A 17,533-nucleotide genomic window follows, 5' to 3' on the forward strand; every position below is an offset into this window, starting at 1 on the left:
TCCCCCTTCTTAACCTTTTGGACGTTTAGTACCGTATTTAGAACGGCCTTGCTTACGATCGTTTACACCAGCAGTATCAAGCGCACCACGAACGATATGGTAACGTACCCCTGGAAGGTCTTTTACACGTCCACCACGAAGAAGAACCACACTGTGTTCTTGCAAGTTGTGACCGATGCCTGGGATGTAAGCAGTAACCTCGATAAGGTTGCTCAAACGTACACGAGCAAATTTACGAAGGGCTGAGTTAGGTTTTTTAGGTGTCATTGTTCCGACACGAGTTGCAACACCGCGTTTTTGTGGTGATGAAACGTTTGTTTGAACTTTTTTACGGCTGTTGTAACCAACGTTCAAAGCTGGTGATTTAGATTTTTCTACTTTAGACTTACGTGGTTTACGTACCAACTGGTTAATTGTAGGCATCTACATTCTCCTGTATATATTTTTTATTTTTGGTGATAGGGCATTGGTGACAACCCCTATCTGTGTGTACTTTTGCAACATTTGTCAGCACGTCCCTGTACACTCTTGAGAGACCAAAAGTAAAAAGTACCTTCTAATATAGTACCACATCCCAAACCCATTGTCAAATAGATATGTTTGAAAATTTCAAAAAAAACACAGCCAATCAGCTGTGTCATTTTACTATTACTTAATAGCCCATCCCCATTCCATCCATACCTTGTGGCATAGCTCGAGTGTCTGGTTCTGGTTTATTGGCAACCACTGCTTCTGTCGTCAAAATCAAGCTGGCTACGGAAGCTGCATTTTGAAGAGCTGAACGTGTTACTTTAACAGGATCAATAATACCTGCATCCATCATGTTGACCCATTCGCCTGTCGCTGCGTTAAAACCAGTGCCAAGTTCAGAATTCTTCAACTTGTCAATGATAACTGAACCTTCATAACCTGCGTTATAGGCAATCTGACGAACTGGTTCTTCCAAGGCACGAAGGACAATATTACGTCCTGTTTCATCGTCGCCTGTCAACTCCAATTTCGCTACACTATCGATAACATTGACAAGAGCTGTACCACCACCGGCTACGATTCCTTCTTCAACTGCGGCACGTGTTGCGTTGAGGGCGTCTTCGATACGGAGTTTCATTTCTTTCAGCTCAGTCTCAGTAGCAGCACCAACTTTGATGACAGCGACACCACCTGACAATTTAGCCAAGCGCTCTTGCAATTTTTCACGGTCAAATTCTGAAGTGGTTACCTCAATTTGTGACTTGATAACAGCGACACGGTTGGCAATTGCTTCTGGATTTCCAGCACCTTCAACAATGGTTGTATTATCTTTATTGACCACAACTTTAGCTGCTTGACCAAGTGCCTCGATCGTCGCATCTTTCAAGTCCAAACCAAGGTCTTCTGTAATCACTGTACCGCCTGTCAAGATAGCAATATCTTCCAACATAGCTTTACGACGGTCACCAAATCCTGGCGCCTTAACAGCAACTACGTTGAAAGTTCCACGAATCTTGTTGAGTACAAGTGTTGGTAAGGCTTCCCCGTCCACATCGTCAGCAATAATCAACAGTGGACGATTGGTTTGGAGAATGCTTTCCAAAAGTGGCAAAATATCTTTAATATGAGAAATTTTCTTATCGGTAATCAAGATGAATGGATTTTCAAGTTCAGCCACCATCTTTTCATTATCTGTTACCATATATTGTGACAGATAACCACGGTCGAATTGCATACCTTCAACGACATCCAATTCTGTTTCCATACCGCGAGATTCTTCAATGGTAATAACACCATCTGTTCCTACGCGCTCCATAGCTTCTGAAATGTACTCACCAACTTTTTCAGAACGTGAAGACACGGCTGCGACTTGAGCAATTTCTTCTTTATTTGAAACTGGATTGGCCTGAGCTTTCAGAGCCTCAACTGCTGTTGCAACTGCTGCTTCAATCCCGCGACGGATACCGATTGGGTTGGCACCTGCAGTCACGTTTTTCAAGCCTTCGCGAACAATCGCTTGTGTTAAAACAGTAGCAGTTGTTGTACCGTCACCAGCGATGTCATTGGTTTTTGAAGCCACTTCGGATACCAACTTAGCACCCATATTTTCAAAATGGTCTTCCAGCTCAATTTCTTTGGCAATTGTCACACCGTCGTTTGTAATGAGTGGTGATCCATAAGCTTTTTCCAAGACAACATTGCGACCTTTTGGTCCTAAGGTTACTTTGACCGTATCAGCCAAAATATCGACACCACGAACCATTCTCTCACGAGCATCTGCTGCAAATTTAATTTCTTTTGACATAATTATACCTCCCTCCCCGCCTAAATCAATAAAAAATCCTATTTCACATTTCTTACAATTTCACAAGCGGGTTCAAATCTTTTTCTGTTAGTAGTTTCTTATTCAACGATTGCTAAAACATCAGCTTCACGAATGATGTGAACGGTCTGGTCACCGTCTTTGACTTCCAAGCCTGCATGAGCATCAATCAAAACAGTATCTCCAACTGCTACCGCTGGGGCAACCAAGTCACCATTCAAGGTACGACTTCCTTGTCCAATCGCTAGTACACTTGCTTCTTTTGTCTTTTCTTGGCTTGCGCCTGCTAGGACAAAGCCACCAACAGTTTGTTCTTTTTCTTCAATTTTTACAACGATACGATCGCCCAATGGTTTTAACATACTACTACCTCCTAATATTTTTAGCATTCTATACGTGTGAGTGCTAACTCACATTTCTTATTATATCACTTGGTCAATAATAGTCAATAAAATTCTATCTTTTTTTCGTGAAAATCCGTCCTAAGTCTGATAAAAATAATTTGCATTTTTATTTTTGCGAACATATGCTATACTATTGTCTAAAAGAAGTGAAGGCAGGACTGTAATGAACTATTTTCGACTTTTAAAAACAGATTACCTAGAAAGCCGATTTTCAGCCTACGAAAGTTTTGCAGAATGGTTTTTAAAACGAAAATTAGGCTTTTGGGGCAAAATAATATTCGCATATCTACTCTGGCTAGTCTGGATATTTTTCTTTAGCCACCCTCACTACATCATCTTTTTCTTCTACGGAGTTATCCTACTTTCTCTAATTATCATGCTGATAGAATGGTGGAAATATAGAAAATGAACAGCAAAAAACACCAACTTTCATTGGTGTCTTTAAGGAGATATGAAAAATATTTAGGATTGACTAAAGTATAGCCTATTTTTCAATACGCTCCATCGGTCTTGGGACTGATATGACATCAAAACGGCAATTCTTCCTCTTCCAAAATCACATCCGCCAAATTATCATTCGCATTATTTTCACGCATAGCACGTTGGGCGCGGCTTTCGAGTAGCTGGAAAGATTGACCTAAGATTTCGGTCACATGGTGGTTGCTGCCGTCTTTTTCGTATTTTCGCGTTCGCAACTCACCGTCAATAGAAATCAGACTGCCCTTGCTGCCATAGGAGACAAGTGTTTCCGCCAGTTTTCCCCAGAAAATAACATTGAGAAAATCTGCCTCACGTTCGCCATTTTCTGTCTTGAAACGGCGGTTCACAGCAATTGTGACACGAGTCAGATTTTTGCCATTTGGCGTTTGAGTCAGTTCCGGTTGGGCCGTCAAGCGACCGATTGCAATGATTTTATTATACATTTTTTATCCTCCTACTTATTTATTCGTAGGAAAGATGATAAAATGATGAAAAAGGAGAAATATGTATGAAAAATATCCTTGCCTCAAAGCTCCAATCTACCCAACCTTATACAAATCAGGAACTAGCTTGGTTGCTAGAAAACATCGGTCATCCCGATTCTGATATTCGTGACAAATTGGTCTACGCTACCATTTGTCATATCTTGCTAAACAGTTTGATTACAAGGGAACAAGCACAAGAATTACTTCAACGTTCACTGGACACCAAGCCATTTTCCCTAGAAGCGTCCACACTAATCTGTTGACAATGATTCTGAGTCTATTTATCATGCTTTTTTAAATGATGAGGACCTCGAACTACTTTTTCAACAGGCCTTGGATTATTTGGCGATTGAAAATGACTGGTCTGGTTATGATGAAAACCCGGCTGGATCCACACCGCTGCACATGGTGCTGATTTCTTGTTGGCCGCAAGCTATCACACCAAATTTCCTGTCCCAAAAAGCAAAGAGACATTGCAAGCCATTCTTATTTGTCTATCTAAACAAAATCAAACCTTCACAGCTGGAGAGGAAATTCGCTTAGCACAAATCCCTGTCTACCTCCTGCTAAAGGAAAAAGTGTCAAGCCAAGAGCTGACGGAATGGATTAGCAAGCTAGACTTTCCAAATCAAGAACCAGTAGACTACTTCCGACGGCTCAATCTCCAACATTTTCTGTCTAGTCTTTACTTCCAACTCAGGTCACACCAAGCATTGACCGAAGAAATCGAACAGGCTATTGAAGGAAAAATTGAACCAGCATAAAAGAATTGGCCAAAATTGACCAATTCTTCTTTTCTATCCCTTCCAGTGTTTAGCTGGTTCAAAGGCTGCTCCGACTTCTGCAGAGTCGTCCAATTCGATAATGCCACGCACTTGTGGTGCGTTTGGTAGTGCCAATTCACGTGGGCTACACATCATACCAAAGCTATCCTCACCACGCAATTTCCCTGGGAAAATCAGGCTACCGTTCGGCATCATTGCCCCCGGAAGAGCCACAATGGTTTTCAAGCCTTGGGCAGCATTTGGCGCACCAGCTACGATTTGCACTGTTCTGTCACCAATATTGACCTGACAGATATTGAGGTGGTCGCTGTCTGGATGAGGAACCAATTCCACAATCTGACCGACTACGAACTTTGTAGCATTGTCGTTGACCAAGCTTTCAGTAAAGCCTTCTTTTGACAATGCTACATTCAAGGTCGCAACTTGCTCGTCTGTCAGGAAAACTTGCCCATTTCCGGCAATCTCAATCAAGCTCGATACATCAAAGAAATTCCAAGCTACTGTTTTTCCTGTTTCTTCTAAGAAAACACGCGCCACTTGACCCTTGCGTTCAAACTGGACAGCCTGCCCCTTGTCCTCAGCCACAATCACCATCAGAACATCGCCAACGTGTTCCTTATTATATGTAAAAATCATTTCTTTTTCATTTCTCCTTTATGCAAATAGACCAATCAAGCCTTTCCAAAGATTTTCAAAAAAGGCACCGATTTTTTCTAAAATCCCTGAATCTTGTAGATTCTTATAGGCTTCTGAAATTTGTTGCTCCGCCTGTTGCTTGAACTGGTTGAGCTGAGCGGCAACTTCAGCCGAATCAATGGCAGAGGTTTCCTGATAGGCTTTCGCAAAGGTAACCAATTTTGAAACTTCATCTGCTGTGATGACATTTTCCAAACCGTTATTGGCCAAGACATCGTTAATAATAGTATTGATATCTGATTCGGACGCTACCTGACCATTGGACTTTTTGTAGTCGGCAAGAGCTGTCTTGATTTCCGCTACCGCCTTATCCAAGGCTGAACTATCAAAATTGGAGTCACCTGTATGAGCCGTCGCCACTTCATTGACTGTCTCTAGCTCCTGTTGAGCTACTTCGGTTCGGGCTGTATCAACTGTTTCACCATTGGCCGCGAGAGCCTTGTAAACACCTGTCAGGGCAGACTCCCCCGTTACCTGAATCGGAGAAGCTACATCAATCAAGACATCCGACGCACCAGCTGTAATAGCCGCATTGGCATACTGTGTTTCGGTAATCAAGGTGATGTTCTGTGGAGTCTTAATATCCACCACTACCCCTTTTCCAGCATCCTGCTTTTGCACCAAGACAGATGAATAGAGGGAAGCTGTATCTGCTCCAGATGTACCTAAATATTGATCCATATCCGTGCCAACAACCACCTGACGACTAACATTATTGACATCCGAAATACCAAATAGATTGTTAACCTCTGTCGCCTGCTCATCTGACAAACCGCCACCATAGACCAGTGTTGGCTTGCCCCATTTTTCATTTATTACATCTGTTTGAATCTCAGCCTGCACCAAGGGAGCAAGACTCAAACTCAATCCCAGCACCACAGGTGCTAGAAGGATTTTTCCAAGTGATTTCTTCATGTTCTTTCCTTTCTTTTGGACATTGCAGAGCTTCTCTGCTAATCTATCTACCCAATCCAGATAAGAAGTTCATGATTTCTTCCTTGGTCTTGCGATTCTTATCGACAAAACGACCGATTTCCTTACCATTTTTCAAAACAACCAGACTTGGAATGCCTAAAATAGCCCATTCCTGCGCCAAAGACATAAAGTCATCTCGATCCAGTTGTACAAAACGGAAATCTGGAAAAGCCTCTTCGATAGCTGGCAAATGCGGTTTGATATAGTGGCAATCTCCACACCAAGTCGTCACAAATAGAAAAACAGTTGGCTTGCCATCTTCAATCAAGGCAGCTACTTCTTCAAGATTTGTTGGAAAAATCATCTTTCTTCCTCCCTGTATTGAATAGAACCTTGCGCATTTTCAAATAGAAATACCTGTCCTGCCTCCATCACAACTCCTCCAACGAGAGAGTCTTGCGTTGAGGCTGTTTCATCCACATAGACAGTCGCAATTTCTCCTACAATAGCGAAAAAGTCACGCACCTCCTGTAAGGCCTGTGCTTTTTTACGGTCTTCCTGAACCTTACGGTAAAATTGAGCACTAGCAGTGAGCACACCTGCCCCCAATAAGCCTGCTAGCAAGGCTGTCTTTTTCTTTTTCATGTTGACTATTTTATCATATTTCCTCGGAATTTTCCCAAAAATGCCATTGAACTTGTGACAGCTGAGACAAACTCTCCACAAACATATGAAAAAGATTCAGCTTTCAGAAAGCATGATTTCATCATGTGTTTATTGTATATTTTTCCATATTTTCAAGACAAGTCTATCTCTTCGTGATAAAATAGTAGTAATCATGTCATGGAGGAAGAAGAATGACTCTTTTCGAAAAAATTAAAGAAGTTACAGAATTACAAAGCTTACCAGGCTTTGAAGGACAGGTTCGCAACCATATCCGCCAGAAAATCACACCGCATGTAGACCGCATCGAAACAGATGGACTAGGTGGAATTTTTGGCATCAAGGATACGACTGTTGAAAATGCTCCTCGCATCTTAGTGGCTGCACATATGGATGAAGTCGGCTTTATGATTAGCCAAATCAAGCCAGACGGTACTTTCCGTGTTGTCGAGCTAGGTGGCTGGAACCCTTTGGTCGTTTCAAGTCAAGCCTTTACGCTTCAACTACAGGACGGTCGGACCATTCCTGCCATTTCAGGTTCCATCCCTCCACATCTAACACGCGGCGGCAACGCTCCAGGCGTACCTGCCATAGCTGATATTATTTTCGATGCTGGTTTTGCCAATTATGACGAAGCTTGGGGGTTCGGCGTTCGTCCGGGGGATGTTCTCATTCCCAAAAATGAAACCATTCTAACAGCCAACGGAAAAAATGTCATTTCTAAGGCTTGGGACAACCGCTTTGGTGTCCTTATGGTGACCGAACTACTAGAAAGCCTATCCGGTCAAGCTTTGCCAAATCAGTTGATTGCCGGGGCAAATGTGCAAGAAGAGGTTGGCCTACGTGGAGCTCATACTTCTACAACCAAGTTCAATCCAGATATTTTCCTTGCTGTTGATTGCTCGCCAGCTGGAGATATTTATGGCGACCAAGGAAAAATTGGTGACGGTACTCTGCTTCGTTTCTACGATCCTGGACATATCATGTTAAAAAATATGAAAGACTTCCTCCTCTCAACTGCCGAAGAAGCAGGGGTCAAATTCCAATACTACTGCGGTAAAGGTGGAACAGATGCTGGTGCAGCCCACTTGAAAAATCATGGTGTTCCATCAACAACTATCGGTGTCTGCGCTCGCTACATCCATTCACATCAAACTCTCTACAGCATGGATGACTTCTTAGAGGCTCAAGCCTTCTTGCAAGCTATCGTTAAAAAGCTAGATTGCTCAACGGTTGATTTGATTAAAAATTATTAAAACAAAAGACTTTGCTAGGTAGAATGCCCGGCAAAGCCTTTTTTCTATATAAGCTCTTCTAAAATATACTTCCTCACATAAGTAATAAAGTAAAGCGAGCCTGTAATCAGGTAAAGTTTTTTGGGATTGTCCAAGTCCGCCTGATCCAACCACTCCTGATAGGTCTGAACCCGTTCATAACCTGATGGATAATCATCCAGCTGTACCGCACGGAAATCATCAAAGGTTGTGACGCTAACAGGTCCAAATTGGCTAAGTTTCGATAACATCTGATCCACAGGCTTGGTATTGATGGCTGCAAAGAGGATTTCGATGTCTCTATCGGCATAGTTTTCCTCTAAGAGCTGGGTCAGGACAGCGATACTTTCATTATTGTGGGCTCCGTCAATCATAAGCATTGGTTTCATCAATTCTAAGCGGCCCGGCCAGATGGCTTGGGACAATCCCTGGCTGATAGTTTCATTGATAATCTTTGGAAAATGTGAGCTAAGAAGCTGAGCTGTGGTCACTGCCAAGGCTGCGTTGACCTCTTGGTGACGCCCCCGCATCTGTAGCCTCAAATCCTCAACTCGGCCGAAGGGGCTTGAAACCGCAAACCCTGCTCTGCTATTTTCTAAAAGAATCTCCCGCCCCACCGCATAGGTCGGACTCTGAAGCTGACTGGCGTGATCCTCAAATACCGCCTCCACTTCTGGCTGGTCGGTCGCATAGAGGAGGGGGACCCGCTCACGCAAGACAGCAACCTTGTGACGGGCTATAGCAGCGTGAGTCTCTCCTAAAAAGGATTGATGGTCTAGACCAATAGAGGGGCACACTACCGCCAATGGACTTAAGACATTCGTGGCATCCAGTAAACCACCCATGCCTGCCTCCACCAAAAGAATATCGGGATGCTGGTAGTGAGCAAAATAGACAAACATTGCCACTACAACAATCTCAAACTCTGAGATGGCGTCTAGTTCTGCTGTCTGGTCCAAGTTATCAATCAAGGGTTGCAAGTCTGTCACAATCCTCGCAAAGTCTTCCTCTGAAATCATCTCCTGCTCAAAGACAATCTGTTCTCGAAAATCAATGATAGACGGCGATGTAAACCGGCCAACGGTATATCCAGAAGTCTGCATGATAAACTGCAGGGCATTAAGGGTCGATCCCTTACCATTTGTTCCCACAAAGTGAACCGTTGGTACACGATGCTGGGGATTGTCCAAGCGCTCCAAGAGCCAGTTGACACGTGCAACACCATTTTCTAAATCTGATGCAGGACGATTCGATAGCCATCGGCGAGTTTCTAGGTAATTCATCATTTCACCTCTACAAAAGAGCAACAGGGGGATGACCTGTTGCTGGATACTATATTATTTAATACCCATTAGTTTTGCGAACTCAGGTATTTTTTGTAAATTCGGTAAGACAAGCATAGTTACGACGATGCGTAATGGAATTTCAAAAACTGCCTTAATCAAGCGACTACTATATAAAGCAATCCAAGGTGTTTCAAAATGGAAATGGAGGGCAATCGGTGTCATGATAAAGGAAATCACAACCTGAATCAAAACAACAACCCCAGCAACATAGAACCAGTCAGCTTTATTATTAATATCTAGTGGTTTTTGATAAAAGAACCAGCCATAGATAAAAGCCGATACCGCCTCAATCAAAATCCAAGTAAAGAGAAGAGTTTGTCCGCTAAACAAGACAAAGACTGGGTCTGAAATAGCTGCAAAGACAGCTGCCCAAACTGGACCCGCAATAGCTCCCAAAATACTATTGGGAATGAAGGTAAACTGAACCTGCAAAGTGTCCGAAAGACGGATTGAGAAATAATTCTCTACAATCATGACCAGGGCAAGGGTCACTGCAATGGCAGTCAATAACTGCACAGTCAGTTTTGGAATTTTCTTTTCCATAAAAACGCTCCTTTTAAGAAATGGAGCTGTCGTATTCATTCGACAGCGGATGCAATGGTTTACCGCACTGACGCTTCGTTATGTGGCAACATCCCATCCACATACACTTAACGCAAACCACCTACTCTGTGCAAATTTCTTTGCTAGTCTATTTTATCATACCGAGGTCAGTTTGACCAATTGCCAAAATCTATTACTCCTAACAGTTACTGACTATAAGAAAAACTGGCAGGGTTACTGCCAATTTCCTTCTATTATTTCAAGCGTTCAACTTCACGCGCAATAACCAATTCTTCATCCGTTGGAATAACCAAGACACGAACTTTTGATTCTGGCGTTGAAATGTCACCATAGTTGCCAAATACATTTTTTGCTGGATCCAACTCAATACCAAACCAAGACAAACCTGCAATGACATCATTACGCATTGTAGCAGCATTCTCACCCATTCCTGCTGTAAAGATGATGGCGTCAGCACCATTTAAAACCGCAAGATACTGACCGATAAATTTCTTAATACGGTCAATGAAAATATTGTAGGCCAATACTGCATCTGGATTGTGAGATTGGATGCCTGCTTCAATATCGCGCATATCACTTGAAAGACCAGATACACCAAACAAGCCTGACTGTTTATTCAACATGTTAACAACGTCTGCAGCATCTTTAAACTCTTCAACATTCGCAATCAGATAAGGAATGATAGCAGGATCAATATCCCCTGAACGAGTTCCCATCATCGGACCAGCCAGAGGTGTGAAGCCCATTGACGTATCCACAGATTCACCATGATAGTTAGCAGTGATGGATACACCATTTCCGATATGAGCCGTAATTAATTTCAATTCTTCAATTGGACGACCCAAAACTTTTGCTGCCTCATGCGCTACATAGAAGTGGCTTGTTCCATGAGCACCATACTTACGAACTTTATAGTCTGTATAATATTTTTGTGGAATCGGATAGAGATAAGCGTGTTTTGGCATTGTTGTATGGAAAGCAGTGTCAAAAACAGCTACATTCAATACTTCTGGCAATACTTCTTCAAATGCGCGCATCGCCGCCACGTGTGCTGGGTTATGAAGTGGTGCCAAGGCACTCAACTCTTCAATTTGTTCAATCTCTTTTTGACCAATAACCGCTGACTCTTTGAAGTATTCTCCACCCGCAACTACACGATGTCCAACACCTGTAATTTCTTCATAAGTTGCAATAATATTGTGTTTGAGCAAATCTTCTAAAAGAATTTTAACCGCAACTGTATGATTAGGAATATCTAATACTTCGGTTTCTTTCTTCCCATCATATTTAACTGTAGAAATAGAATCATTTAAGCCGATACGTTCGATAATACCCGCTGCTAAAACTGTTTCTTCTGGCATTTGATAAAGTTGCCATTTTAAACTAGAACTACCTGCATTAATTGCAATTGTTTTTGACATATCTTACCTCTTTTAAAGCGTTTTCCCCACTAGTATAACAGATTTTCACTCAAATTGCATTCTCTTGCTTCCAATTTTTGAAATTGACCATGAACTTCTGAATCGCTTCAGGTTCTTGCAGGCTTTGCAAAGGATAAACGAAAGGAGTTAAAGGTCTGGCAGCTTTCTTTTGTAACACAAAAATGGACTTGGCCATGGCAGCCTTCCCAAAAAGATTTGATGGCAGGGCAATCATGGCAACAATATTGGCTTTTTCTTGTAACCAGCCTTTTAATAAATCGCTTTGCGGACTCGTTAATAAATCATTTGGAGCCAGTAAAATCGCAAATCCATCTTTTTCCAGATATTTGAGGGACTGTTCCATGAGCAAATGATGGGCGTAGGTATGTTCATTTGGACTGGCTACCTGATAACGGCTAGCAATCTGGTCATCTGGATAGTAACCAATAGGCAAATCTCCCAAAATCACTTGGCTTTCTTTCAAAATCTGCGGACGTACCGCATCTCCCTGAGCAAATGAAATAGCTGCTCCCATGACATCCGCGATACTAGCCGATAAATCAATCAAGAGGTCATCTATTTCAATCCCTAAATAATCTAATTCCTTCTGGCTGGCGTTGAGAATGGTCTGAGCTAAGTTTCCTGTACCAGAACCAATTTCCAAAACCGTTACTCTTGGAGTAGAGACCAACTGGTCAACAAGGAAAGATAAAATAAATCCGATAGAGTCAGGTGTGAACTGATGGTTGTACTGCATCGGTTCTGTCTGGTTAGCTTTAATGAGTAAGAATTGGTAAGCACGACGCCATTCTTCCTTTGTCAAGGCTAATTCTCTCAAGATTTGATTGTTGTTGAGAACAAGTTCGGTTTCATGTTGACCAGCTACATAGGCAGCATTTTGCTCAATCATAGCATCATAAATATTGGTCCCAAGTTGATTTTGAATCGTCTGTACATTTTCTAAAAGCAGGTTGTAGGCCTGTTCAATTTTTTCATATTTCATATTCTTATCTTATCAAATTTTAAGGAATTTGACTAGAAATTGGGAAGTGGTAAGTGAATTGCTTACCTCCATTTAGTGTTACGACAACGGACAATTGATTATTTTTAATGCGATAGTCTGATTGGCCCTGTTGAAATGAAATCTGCCCTTTCTTGACGACCGATTTTTTGGATGACTTTTGAGTCGGCGATCCCTTTGTAGCCTCCTCCACATCAGCTTGTTTCTCACCCAGGTTTGGAGAATCTGTCTTTGAACTCCCTTCCTCGAGACGAGTTTGTTGGGCTATTTCTTGATCCTGACTAACTTTCTTTAATTGAATCTCCTGCTGGTATTCTGTCTTTACTTGCTCTGATATCATTTGAGCCATCATATAAGCAGTAGCTTCTTGCTTCGTCACTTGTACCAGTTGACTTTCAACAAATTGCCTATTGAGATAGAACTGGAGAATCAGGCTAAAGACAGCGAGCATTAAGAGTGCATAGAGCAGAACACCTGCCTTAATTCGTTTTTTCAAAAACATACCTAAAACTCCTTTCCTCCCCACTTTCAAATGTTACATCCAGCTGTATAACCTCGCCTTGTTGGGCATAAGTAGCTGAATAAACTTTGTACAACATGGGCTGATAGCCCTGACCATTTGCATTTGTCTTGCGAAAATCATCTGCCACAGACTTACCAAATGCCAATGATTTTTCCCCTTTGGTTAGGTACAACTTTCCAGAATCAACCCGATCAAGACTTGCTCCTTCCCATTCAGCCCGCAATTGATCACAAAATAGTAACCACTGTTTTTCCACATGACGTTCTTGATAGCCAACCTCATACGCTATCAATTTTGATAATCCTTCAATTACTAGCAAGCTGCCAGAAATAATGAGTAAGGTAATTAAACATTCCAAGAGGGTGAACGCGGCTAACCTAGTTTTTCTCAATCCTAATAACCTCCTTACCTTCATGGTAAACGGTAAGTTTGCGAGATGTTCGTTGTACTGAAACTTCAACCCCGTTTAACTCTAAATGGGATTCTCCTGTCTGAACTGCCATCTTTGCAACATTATAAACTTCTTGTTGGTACAAACTGTTTACTAGTTGCTTTCGTCCGGTATCTATAGCTGTCAAAATCAAGCTACAAATCGTTACCAGGGTAGCTAGGGCAACTAAACTTTCTAACAAGACATAGGCTCTACTCTTCAATTTTCTTATATCGACCACTCCCTATATATAGTTGATACTTGATTGTTTCATGACTCATCTTAAAACTGATTTTTTCCAAGGAAGAATTACCCCCATCATCCTGAAACACAATTGTTTTTTCTTCTACTATGGATACATTAGGCGGCAATGAAATGATTCGATAGCCATTTGATACTTCTTCTCCAGCTATACGAAGCGCTACCTTTTCTTGAGTTCTAGCAGCCAATTCTTGACTGTCTTTATACAAGGACTCAAATTCCAAAAGAAACACCTGCTCTTGCACTACCTGAAAAGCAGTATGCACCGACCCCGATAATAACAACGCTAGAAAACAGACAACACCTAATGTTAGTAAGCTCTCTAGAAGAGTAAAGGCCTTATTTTTAAGGTACATTATTATATTTTTCTAGTTGATCTTCAGTTATCATCTGCTGATTATATAATTCTTCCGCTGTTGGACGAACACCATGCTCCAATTCGTAAATGTCCATTTGACTTTCAACAACTTTTACAACCACCGCATTGCCGTCTTCTTGTATTTTTTGCTTTTGCTTACTGAGATTTGGCACAAATAATAGTAAGAGAATACTAATAATTCCAAGCACCACTAACATTTCGACCAAAGTGAATCCTTTGACTTTCTTTTTCAACATTTTTTTCATTTTATAACTCCATATTCTGATAAATAGGCAGCAACATGGCTGCATAGATGAGAACGACCATTAAGGCCACAAAGAGAAAAACCAATGGTTGAATCAACTGCATGGCCCTATTAACACGAGTAAAAAATTCCTCCCAACACTCTGTTGCATACACAGATAGCTCACTTCCTAATTTTGATTTGACTTGCCCATACTCAATCATTAGACTCAGTTCCCGTTTGAAAAAGCCATACGTTTGTATATGAGAATGGAAACTATGCCCATCAGAAAGTGAACGCTCTAAATCCTCACCAATCTCACGAAAAAGCTGTGATTTTTGTTCCTGCATCAAGCCCACAATCTGAGGCATATCAAGTCCCTGACCAATCAAGCTTCCCCACTCCCTCGCGTAATAGGCGGTCAAATAGGTTTGGATGAGTTTTCCGAAAAATGGCAGAGCTACTAAGCGAGAAAAAGCCTTGATTTTATTTGTTCTGTGATACCAAATAAGCCCACCTAAGACAGCAAGAAAGAAAAGGCCACAAAAGGATAAAAAGATTGTTGGCAAGTGTTGAATCAATATAGTCGCAACATTTCCTTCTTCCAACTGGGGCAACAAATAGTTTTTTAGTCCCAACATTATCAATAATAAAAAGGCAAGCAAGATGATTGGATAGGTTGCTACTTCTATCAATTTTTTACGGACCTTACTAACATTTTCAAGATAAGATTGAATATGACTTAGACTCAGACTGGTATTGCCATGAACCTCCGCCAAGGCCACCTGAGTGACAACCGCATCCGAAAAGCGTAAATCTCCCAAAAGACTTGAAAATGGCTTTCCTGCAAGAAGACCGTCGGACAAAACTTGCGTGTATTGGTCCGCCAAGAGTTGACTCCGTTTGAGAAAATCGACAATTTCTCCCAAGTGAAATCCACTAGCAAAAAGATTGTTAAAGAGCTCAATCACCTTACGCTGTCGAACCAAGGACAATTTTTTCTGTTTCTGCCTGCCGAGGACTGATATGTCCCGCTGCAAGAAGGCATTCAATTTGCTCATTCCACTTGTCCGAGGAATGGTTTTGGTAGTTTCCTTTTGCAAAATCAACAACACCTCCTCCCCCTATTAATCGTTGATAGGCAATTCCTTGAAGAGCATTATTCAATTCTTCAGGACTTACACCCAGTTCTAACATGCGAGCATAGACACCAGCAACACTTCTAGCATGAACCGTTGAGAAGACCGTTGCCCCTGTCAAACTAGCTCGAATTACTGCTCGAGCAGTTTCTGCATCTCTAATTTCTCCAATAATCAGTAAATCTGGTCGATGACGAAGTGATAGTTTGATGAGATTATCATAGGTAGCACCAATTGCCTCATTGAGCTGGAGTTGGAGCATATCTTCCTGCTTGATTTCCACTGGATCTTCTATAGTTAGAATTTGCTTATCTGGAAATTTCAATCTCGCCAGCTGGTACATGAGTGTGGTCTTGCCAGAACCGACCGGCCCCGAAAAAAGATAGAGCCCTCGTCCCTTGATTTCTTGAGCAATTCTATCCAATGCTCCAAACCAAAATTTAAGTTGTTGATCTTGATCATAGAGCAGACGAATGACCAAACTTTCTTTACCACGATAATCACCAACCGTTGATAACCGAAGGGAAATCTCCCCTGAACCATAATCGTATTCACAAGAGCCTTGCTGGCTACGCCGTTTTTCACCGACATTCAAACCCGCTAAAAACTTGAAATGGCTAATAATGGCCATCACCTCATCCTCGGTTAATTCTTGAATATATTCCCGTTCATCCATTACTCGATGATAGACTTGGTAGTTTTCTCCTCTTGGAATCAAATAAATATCACTGACCCTTTCGACAACTGCCTCTTCAATCATTTTTCTTGCTTTTTCTTGAATCATATAACCTCCCTACTCCATCTATTCGTAAAACATATTGATTTGTGGCATATTTATGTTAGAATAGTAAAAAAGTTGTGGAGGTTTCCCATAAAAAGATTAAAAAAAGGCGACCACATACGCGTAGTCAGCCCATCTTCGTCTATTGAAAGTATTGGTGGCTTTGAGGCTAATGTAGCAGCTAAGAAAAAGTTAGAAGCACTTGGGTTCAGACTCTCCTTTTCAGAACATTATTTTGAAAATGATATCTTTGACTCAGCTCCGATTGCTAGTCGAGTTGCGGACTTGGAGGCGGCTTTTGCGAATGAAACAGTTGATGCCATTCTGACAACCATTGGTGGTTTCAACTGCAATGAATTGTTGCCCTATCTGGATTTTGATTTGATTGCACAAAATTCGAAAATTTTCTGCGGTTATTCGGATACGACCGCTCTGCTCAATGCCATCTACGCCAAGACAGGCATGCAAACTTATATGGGCCCAGCTTATTCCAGCTTTAAAATGGAGCTGGGACAACAGTACCAAACAACATCTTGGCTAAATGCAGTCACTCAGGATACCTATCAATTAACTCCAAGTCTTGAATGGTCTAGCGACGCTTGGTACCTACCAAACGCCCCTCGCACTTTTTACCCAACAGAATGGAAAGTCTACAATCCAGGCCAAGCCTCTGGTATTGCCATCGGCGGAAACATCTCCACCCTCAATCTGCTGACAGGAACCGAGTTTGCACCCAGACCCGATAAATATGTTCTATTTTTAGAAGAGGCAGAAGACGATGATTATCTCATTATCGCTCGTCATTTAACAGCTCTTCTACAAGCCTATCCAAATCCACAGGCAGTTGTCTTTGGTCGTTTTCCTAAGGAAACCAGATTGACAGAGGAAATTTTGCTGACGATTTTGGACAAGCACCCTATTCTCAAAAAAGTTCCTGTTCTGTACGATTTGGACTTTGCCCATACCCAACCTCTCTTTACTATTACAATCGGTGGACAGGTAGAGATTGACACCAAAACATTTTCTATCACATTCAGTTAAAAAAAGGATTGCCACTTCATTAGGCAATCCTTTTTAGTCAACCGTAACAAATGATTCTTGTTATAGTCTACATGGTCGAACTCTCGGTTGAAGAGATTTTTTAGTCAAGCCTGCAGGTAAATTTTCCTTCGATTCTATCAACAAAAGGGAATGGAAACGCTGTAAATACTCATCACACTCTTCACACCAGTACTGGTCTGATTCATCCCAAAAAGCCACCATTGTCCCATTTTTGCTTTTTTTCATTGGAAAACTTTCTGAAAGTTTTACCCATTCCTTCTGAAAAGTAGAAAGTGCATCCTCGTAACGTTCGTACGTCACTCTACTGACAACATCTTCTTCCCAACCATCTAAGAACCACCACGGTTCAAAATCTCCATACATTTTAATTACTTGATACATAATACTA

At 41.7% G+C, this 17,533-nt stretch carries 24 protein-coding genes and 1 riboswitch; of the genes, 4 read left to right on the forward strand and 20 right to left on the reverse strand.

Annotated elements, in window-relative coordinates; genetic code table 11:
• Positions 1-9: 9 nt before the first annotated feature.
• The 4 genes from rpsL to ACPC57_RS06290 form a co-directional block, all read right to left on the reverse strand.
• Positions 10-423 (reverse strand): 30S ribosomal protein S12, encoded by a 414-nt coding sequence (gene rpsL / locus ACPC57_RS06275; RefSeq protein ID WP_002940030.1) that lies wholly within the window; start codon positions 421-423, stop codon positions 10-12.
• 229 nt (positions 424-652) lie between these two features.
• Complete coding sequence (gene groL, locus ACPC57_RS06280; protein ID WP_217374318.1) at positions 653-2,275, reverse strand: chaperonin GroEL; 1,623 nt, start codon at positions 2,273-2,275, stop codon at positions 653-655.
• Between the two features lie 98 nt (positions 2,276-2,373).
• Positions 2,374-2,655 (reverse strand): co-chaperone GroES, encoded by a 282-nt coding sequence (groES, locus tag ACPC57_RS06285; protein WP_217374319.1) that lies wholly within the window; start codon positions 2,653-2,655, stop codon positions 2,374-2,376.
• Positions 2,656-3,224: 569 nt separating this feature from the next.
• Entirely contained in the window at positions 3,225-3,620 is a 396-nt protein-coding gene (locus ACPC57_RS06290; RefSeq protein WP_289647110.1) for a single-stranded DNA-binding protein, read from the reverse strand.
• A 65-nt stretch (positions 3,621-3,685) separates the two neighbouring features.
• Between ACPC57_RS06290 and ACPC57_RS06295 the strand changes: the two genes are divergently transcribed.
• The gene (locus ACPC57_RS06295; protein ID WP_434065692.1) at positions 3,686-3,925 is read left to right on the forward strand and encodes a hypothetical protein; all 240 of its coding nucleotides are present in this window, start codon (positions 3,686-3,688) and stop codon (positions 3,923-3,925) included.
• Between the two features lie 126 nt (positions 3,926-4,051).
• The gene (locus tag ACPC57_RS06300; protein ID WP_434065702.1) at positions 4,052-4,426 is read left to right on the forward strand and encodes a DUF2785 domain-containing protein; all 375 of its coding nucleotides are present in this window, start codon (positions 4,052-4,054) and stop codon (positions 4,424-4,426) included.
• Positions 4,427-4,459: 33 nt separating this feature from the next.
• Here ACPC57_RS06300 and ytpR read toward each other — a convergent pair whose 3' ends face one another.
• The 4 genes from ytpR to ACPC57_RS06320 are packed head-to-tail and all read right to left on the reverse strand — an operon-like array spanning position 4,460 to position 6,703.
• The gene (ytpR, locus tag ACPC57_RS06305) at positions 4,460-5,083 is read right to left on the reverse strand and encodes a YtpR family tRNA-binding protein (RefSeq protein WP_434066523.1); all 624 of its coding nucleotides are present in this window, start codon (positions 5,081-5,083) and stop codon (positions 4,460-4,462) included.
• An 18-nt stretch (positions 5,084-5,101) separates the two neighbouring features.
• The gene (locus tag ACPC57_RS06310; RefSeq protein WP_217374322.1) at positions 5,102-6,058 is read right to left on the reverse strand and encodes a DUF1002 domain-containing protein; all 957 of its coding nucleotides are present in this window, start codon (positions 6,056-6,058) and stop codon (positions 5,102-5,104) included.
• 43 nt (positions 6,059-6,101) lie between these two features.
• Entirely contained in the window at positions 6,102-6,422 is a 321-nt protein-coding gene (locus tag ACPC57_RS06315) for a thioredoxin family protein (protein WP_217374323.1), read from the reverse strand.
• Entirely contained in the window at positions 6,419-6,703 is a 285-nt protein-coding gene (locus ACPC57_RS06320) for a DUF4651 domain-containing protein (RefSeq protein ID WP_171989715.1), read from the reverse strand. The genes ACPC57_RS06315 and ACPC57_RS06320 overlap by 4 nt, the downstream gene beginning before the upstream one ends.
• A gap of 212 nt (positions 6,704-6,915) precedes the next feature.
• Between ACPC57_RS06320 and pepA the strand changes: the two genes are divergently transcribed.
• Positions 6,916-7,977 carry a glutamyl aminopeptidase gene (pepA, locus tag ACPC57_RS06325; RefSeq protein ID WP_217374324.1) on the forward strand — a complete coding sequence of 354 codons (1,062 nt, stop codon included), beginning with the start codon at positions 6,916-6,918 and terminating at the stop codon, positions 7,975-7,977.
• Positions 7,978-8,021: 44 nt separating this feature from the next.
• Here the strand turns inward: pepA and ACPC57_RS06330 are convergent, their stop codons facing one another.
• The 11 genes from ACPC57_RS06330 to comGA form a co-directional block, all read right to left on the reverse strand.
• Positions 8,022-9,278 (reverse strand): bifunctional folylpolyglutamate synthase/dihydrofolate synthase, encoded by a 1,257-nt coding sequence (locus ACPC57_RS06330; RefSeq protein WP_318151034.1) that lies wholly within the window; start codon positions 9,276-9,278, stop codon positions 8,022-8,024.
• A gap of 54 nt (positions 9,279-9,332) precedes the next feature.
• Positions 9,333-9,884, reverse strand: coding sequence for a folate family ECF transporter S component (locus ACPC57_RS06335; RefSeq protein WP_277837564.1), 552 nt, complete (start codon positions 9,882-9,884; stop codon positions 9,333-9,335).
• Between the two features lie 41 nt (positions 9,885-9,925).
• Positions 9,926-10,015, reverse strand: a riboswitch (THF riboswitch).
• Between the two features lie 123 nt (positions 10,016-10,138).
• Complete coding sequence (locus tag ACPC57_RS06340) at positions 10,139-11,326, reverse strand: acetate kinase (protein WP_434066524.1); 1,188 nt, start codon at positions 11,324-11,326, stop codon at positions 10,139-10,141.
• Positions 11,327-11,375: 49 nt separating this feature from the next.
• Positions 11,376-12,329, reverse strand: a complete 954-nt coding sequence (locus tag ACPC57_RS06345) for a class I SAM-dependent methyltransferase (protein WP_434065865.1) — start codon at positions 12,327-12,329, stop codon at positions 11,376-11,378.
• Positions 12,330-12,348: 19 nt separating this feature from the next.
• Positions 12,349-12,849, reverse strand: coding sequence for a competence type IV pilus minor pilin ComGG (comGG, locus tag ACPC57_RS06350; protein ID WP_434065864.1), 501 nt, complete (start codon positions 12,847-12,849; stop codon positions 12,349-12,351).
• On the reverse strand, positions 12,827-13,285 hold the full coding sequence (comGF, locus tag ACPC57_RS06355; RefSeq protein ID WP_434066525.1) for a competence type IV pilus minor pilin ComGF: 459 nt from the start codon (positions 13,283-13,285) through the stop codon (positions 12,827-12,829). Before comGF ends, comGG begins: the two co-directional genes overlap by 23 nt.
• The gene (comGE, locus tag ACPC57_RS06360; protein WP_217374330.1) at positions 13,248-13,541 is read right to left on the reverse strand and encodes a competence type IV pilus minor pilin ComGE; all 294 of its coding nucleotides are present in this window, start codon (positions 13,539-13,541) and stop codon (positions 13,248-13,250) included. Before comGE ends, comGF begins: the two co-directional genes overlap by 38 nt.
• On the reverse strand, positions 13,513-13,917 hold the full coding sequence (gene comGD / locus ACPC57_RS06365; RefSeq protein ID WP_160864045.1) for a competence type IV pilus minor pilin ComGD: 405 nt from the start codon (positions 13,915-13,917) through the stop codon (positions 13,513-13,515). Before comGD ends, comGE begins: the two co-directional genes overlap by 29 nt.
• Entirely contained in the window at positions 13,907-14,185 is a 279-nt protein-coding gene (gene comGC / locus ACPC57_RS06370) for a competence type IV pilus major pilin ComGC (protein WP_217374331.1), read from the reverse strand. The genes comGD and comGC overlap by 11 nt, the downstream gene beginning before the upstream one ends.
• A 1-nt stretch (position 14,186) precedes the next feature.
• Entirely contained in the window at positions 14,187-15,224 is a 1,038-nt protein-coding gene (gene comGB / locus ACPC57_RS06375) for a competence type IV pilus assembly protein ComGB (RefSeq protein WP_318151035.1), read from the reverse strand.
• Positions 15,136-16,086 carry a competence type IV pilus ATPase ComGA gene (gene comGA / locus ACPC57_RS06380; protein ID WP_318150623.1) on the reverse strand — a complete coding sequence of 317 codons (951 nt, stop codon included), beginning with the start codon at positions 16,084-16,086 and terminating at the stop codon, positions 15,136-15,138. The genes comGB and comGA overlap by 89 nt, the downstream gene beginning before the upstream one ends.
• Before the next feature lie 87 nt (positions 16,087-16,173).
• Between comGA and ACPC57_RS06385 the strand changes: the two genes are divergently transcribed.
• Positions 16,174-17,124 (forward strand): S66 family peptidase, encoded by a 951-nt coding sequence (locus ACPC57_RS06385; protein WP_217375199.1) that lies wholly within the window; start codon positions 16,174-16,176, stop codon positions 17,122-17,124.
• 60 nt (positions 17,125-17,184) lie between these two features.
• Here ACPC57_RS06385 and ACPC57_RS06390 read toward each other — a convergent pair whose 3' ends face one another.
• Complete coding sequence (locus ACPC57_RS06390; protein ID WP_217374334.1) at positions 17,185-17,526, reverse strand: DUF1033 family protein; 342 nt, start codon at positions 17,524-17,526, stop codon at positions 17,185-17,187.
• Positions 17,527-17,533 lie beyond the last annotated feature (7 nt).

This window comes from Streptococcus sp. VTCC 12886 (genome assembly GCF_049893425.1).
GTDB classification, from domain to species: Bacteria; Bacillota; Bacilli; order Lactobacillales; family Streptococcaceae; genus Streptococcus; species Streptococcus suis_AA.

Coding starts and splice junctions, on each gene's coding strand:
- rpsL (WP_002940030.1), bottom strand. CDS start 423: ATGCCTACAATTAACCAGTTGGTACGTAAACCACGTAAGTCTAAAGTA.
- groL (WP_217374318.1), bottom strand. CDS start 2,275: ATGTCAAAAGAAATTAAATTTGCAGCAGATGCTCGTGAGAGAATGGTT.
- groES (WP_217374319.1), bottom strand. CDS start 2,655: ATGTTAAAACCATTGGGCGATCGTATCGTTGTAAAAATTGAAGAAAAA.
- ACPC57_RS06290 (WP_289647110.1), bottom strand. CDS start 3,620: ATGTATAATAAAATCATTGCAATCGGTCGCTTGACGGCCCAACCGGAA.
- ACPC57_RS06295 (WP_434065692.1), top strand. CDS start 3,686: ATGAAAAATATCCTTGCCTCAAAGCTCCAATCTACCCAACCTTATACA.
- ytpR (WP_434066523.1), bottom strand. CDS start 5,083: ATGATTTTTACATATAATAAGGAACACGTTGGCGATGTTCTGATGGTG.
- ACPC57_RS06310 (WP_217374322.1), bottom strand. CDS start 6,058: ATGAAGAAATCACTTGGAAAAATCCTTCTAGCACCTGTGGTGCTGGGA.
- ACPC57_RS06315 (WP_217374323.1), bottom strand. CDS start 6,422: ATGATTTTTCCAACAAATCTTGAAGAAGTAGCTGCCTTGATTGAAGAT.
- ACPC57_RS06320 (WP_171989715.1), bottom strand. CDS start 6,703: ATGAAAAAGAAAAAGACAGCCTTGCTAGCAGGCTTATTGGGGGCAGGT.
- pepA (WP_217374324.1), top strand. CDS start 6,916: ATGACTCTTTTCGAAAAAATTAAAGAAGTTACAGAATTACAAAGCTTA.
- ACPC57_RS06330 (WP_318151034.1), bottom strand. CDS start 9,278: ATGAATTACCTAGAAACTCGCCGATGGCTATCGAATCGTCCTGCATCA.
- ACPC57_RS06335 (WP_277837564.1), bottom strand. CDS start 9,884: ATGGAAAAGAAAATTCCAAAACTGACTGTGCAGTTATTGACTGCCATT.
- ACPC57_RS06340 (WP_434066524.1), bottom strand. CDS start 11,326: ATGTCAAAAACAATTGCAATTAATGCAGGTAGTTCTAGTTTAAAATGG.
- ACPC57_RS06345 (WP_434065865.1), bottom strand. CDS start 12,329: ATGAAATATGAAAAAATTGAACAGGCCTACAACCTGCTTTTAGAAAAT.
- comGG (WP_434065864.1), bottom strand. CDS start 12,849: ATGTTTTTGAAAAAACGAATTAAGGCAGGTGTTCTGCTCTATGCACTC.
- comGF (WP_434066525.1), bottom strand. CDS start 13,285: ATGAAGGTAAGGAGGTTATTAGGATTGAGAAAAACTAGGTTAGCCGCG.
- comGD (WP_160864045.1), bottom strand. CDS start 13,917: ATGTACCTTAAAAATAAGGCCTTTACTCTTCTAGAGAGCTTACTAACA.
- comGC (WP_217374331.1), bottom strand. CDS start 14,185: ATGAAAAAAATGTTGAAAAAGAAAGTCAAAGGATTCACTTTGGTCGAA.
- comGB (WP_318151035.1), bottom strand. CDS start 15,224: ATGAGCAAATTGAATGCCTTCTTGCAGCGGGACATATCAGTCCTCGGC.
- comGA (WP_318150623.1), bottom strand. CDS start 16,086: ATGATTCAAGAAAAAGCAAGAAAAATGATTGAAGAGGCAGTTGTCGAA.
- ACPC57_RS06390 (WP_217374334.1), bottom strand. CDS start 17,526: ATGTATCAAGTAATTAAAATGTATGGAGATTTTGAACCGTGGTGGTTC.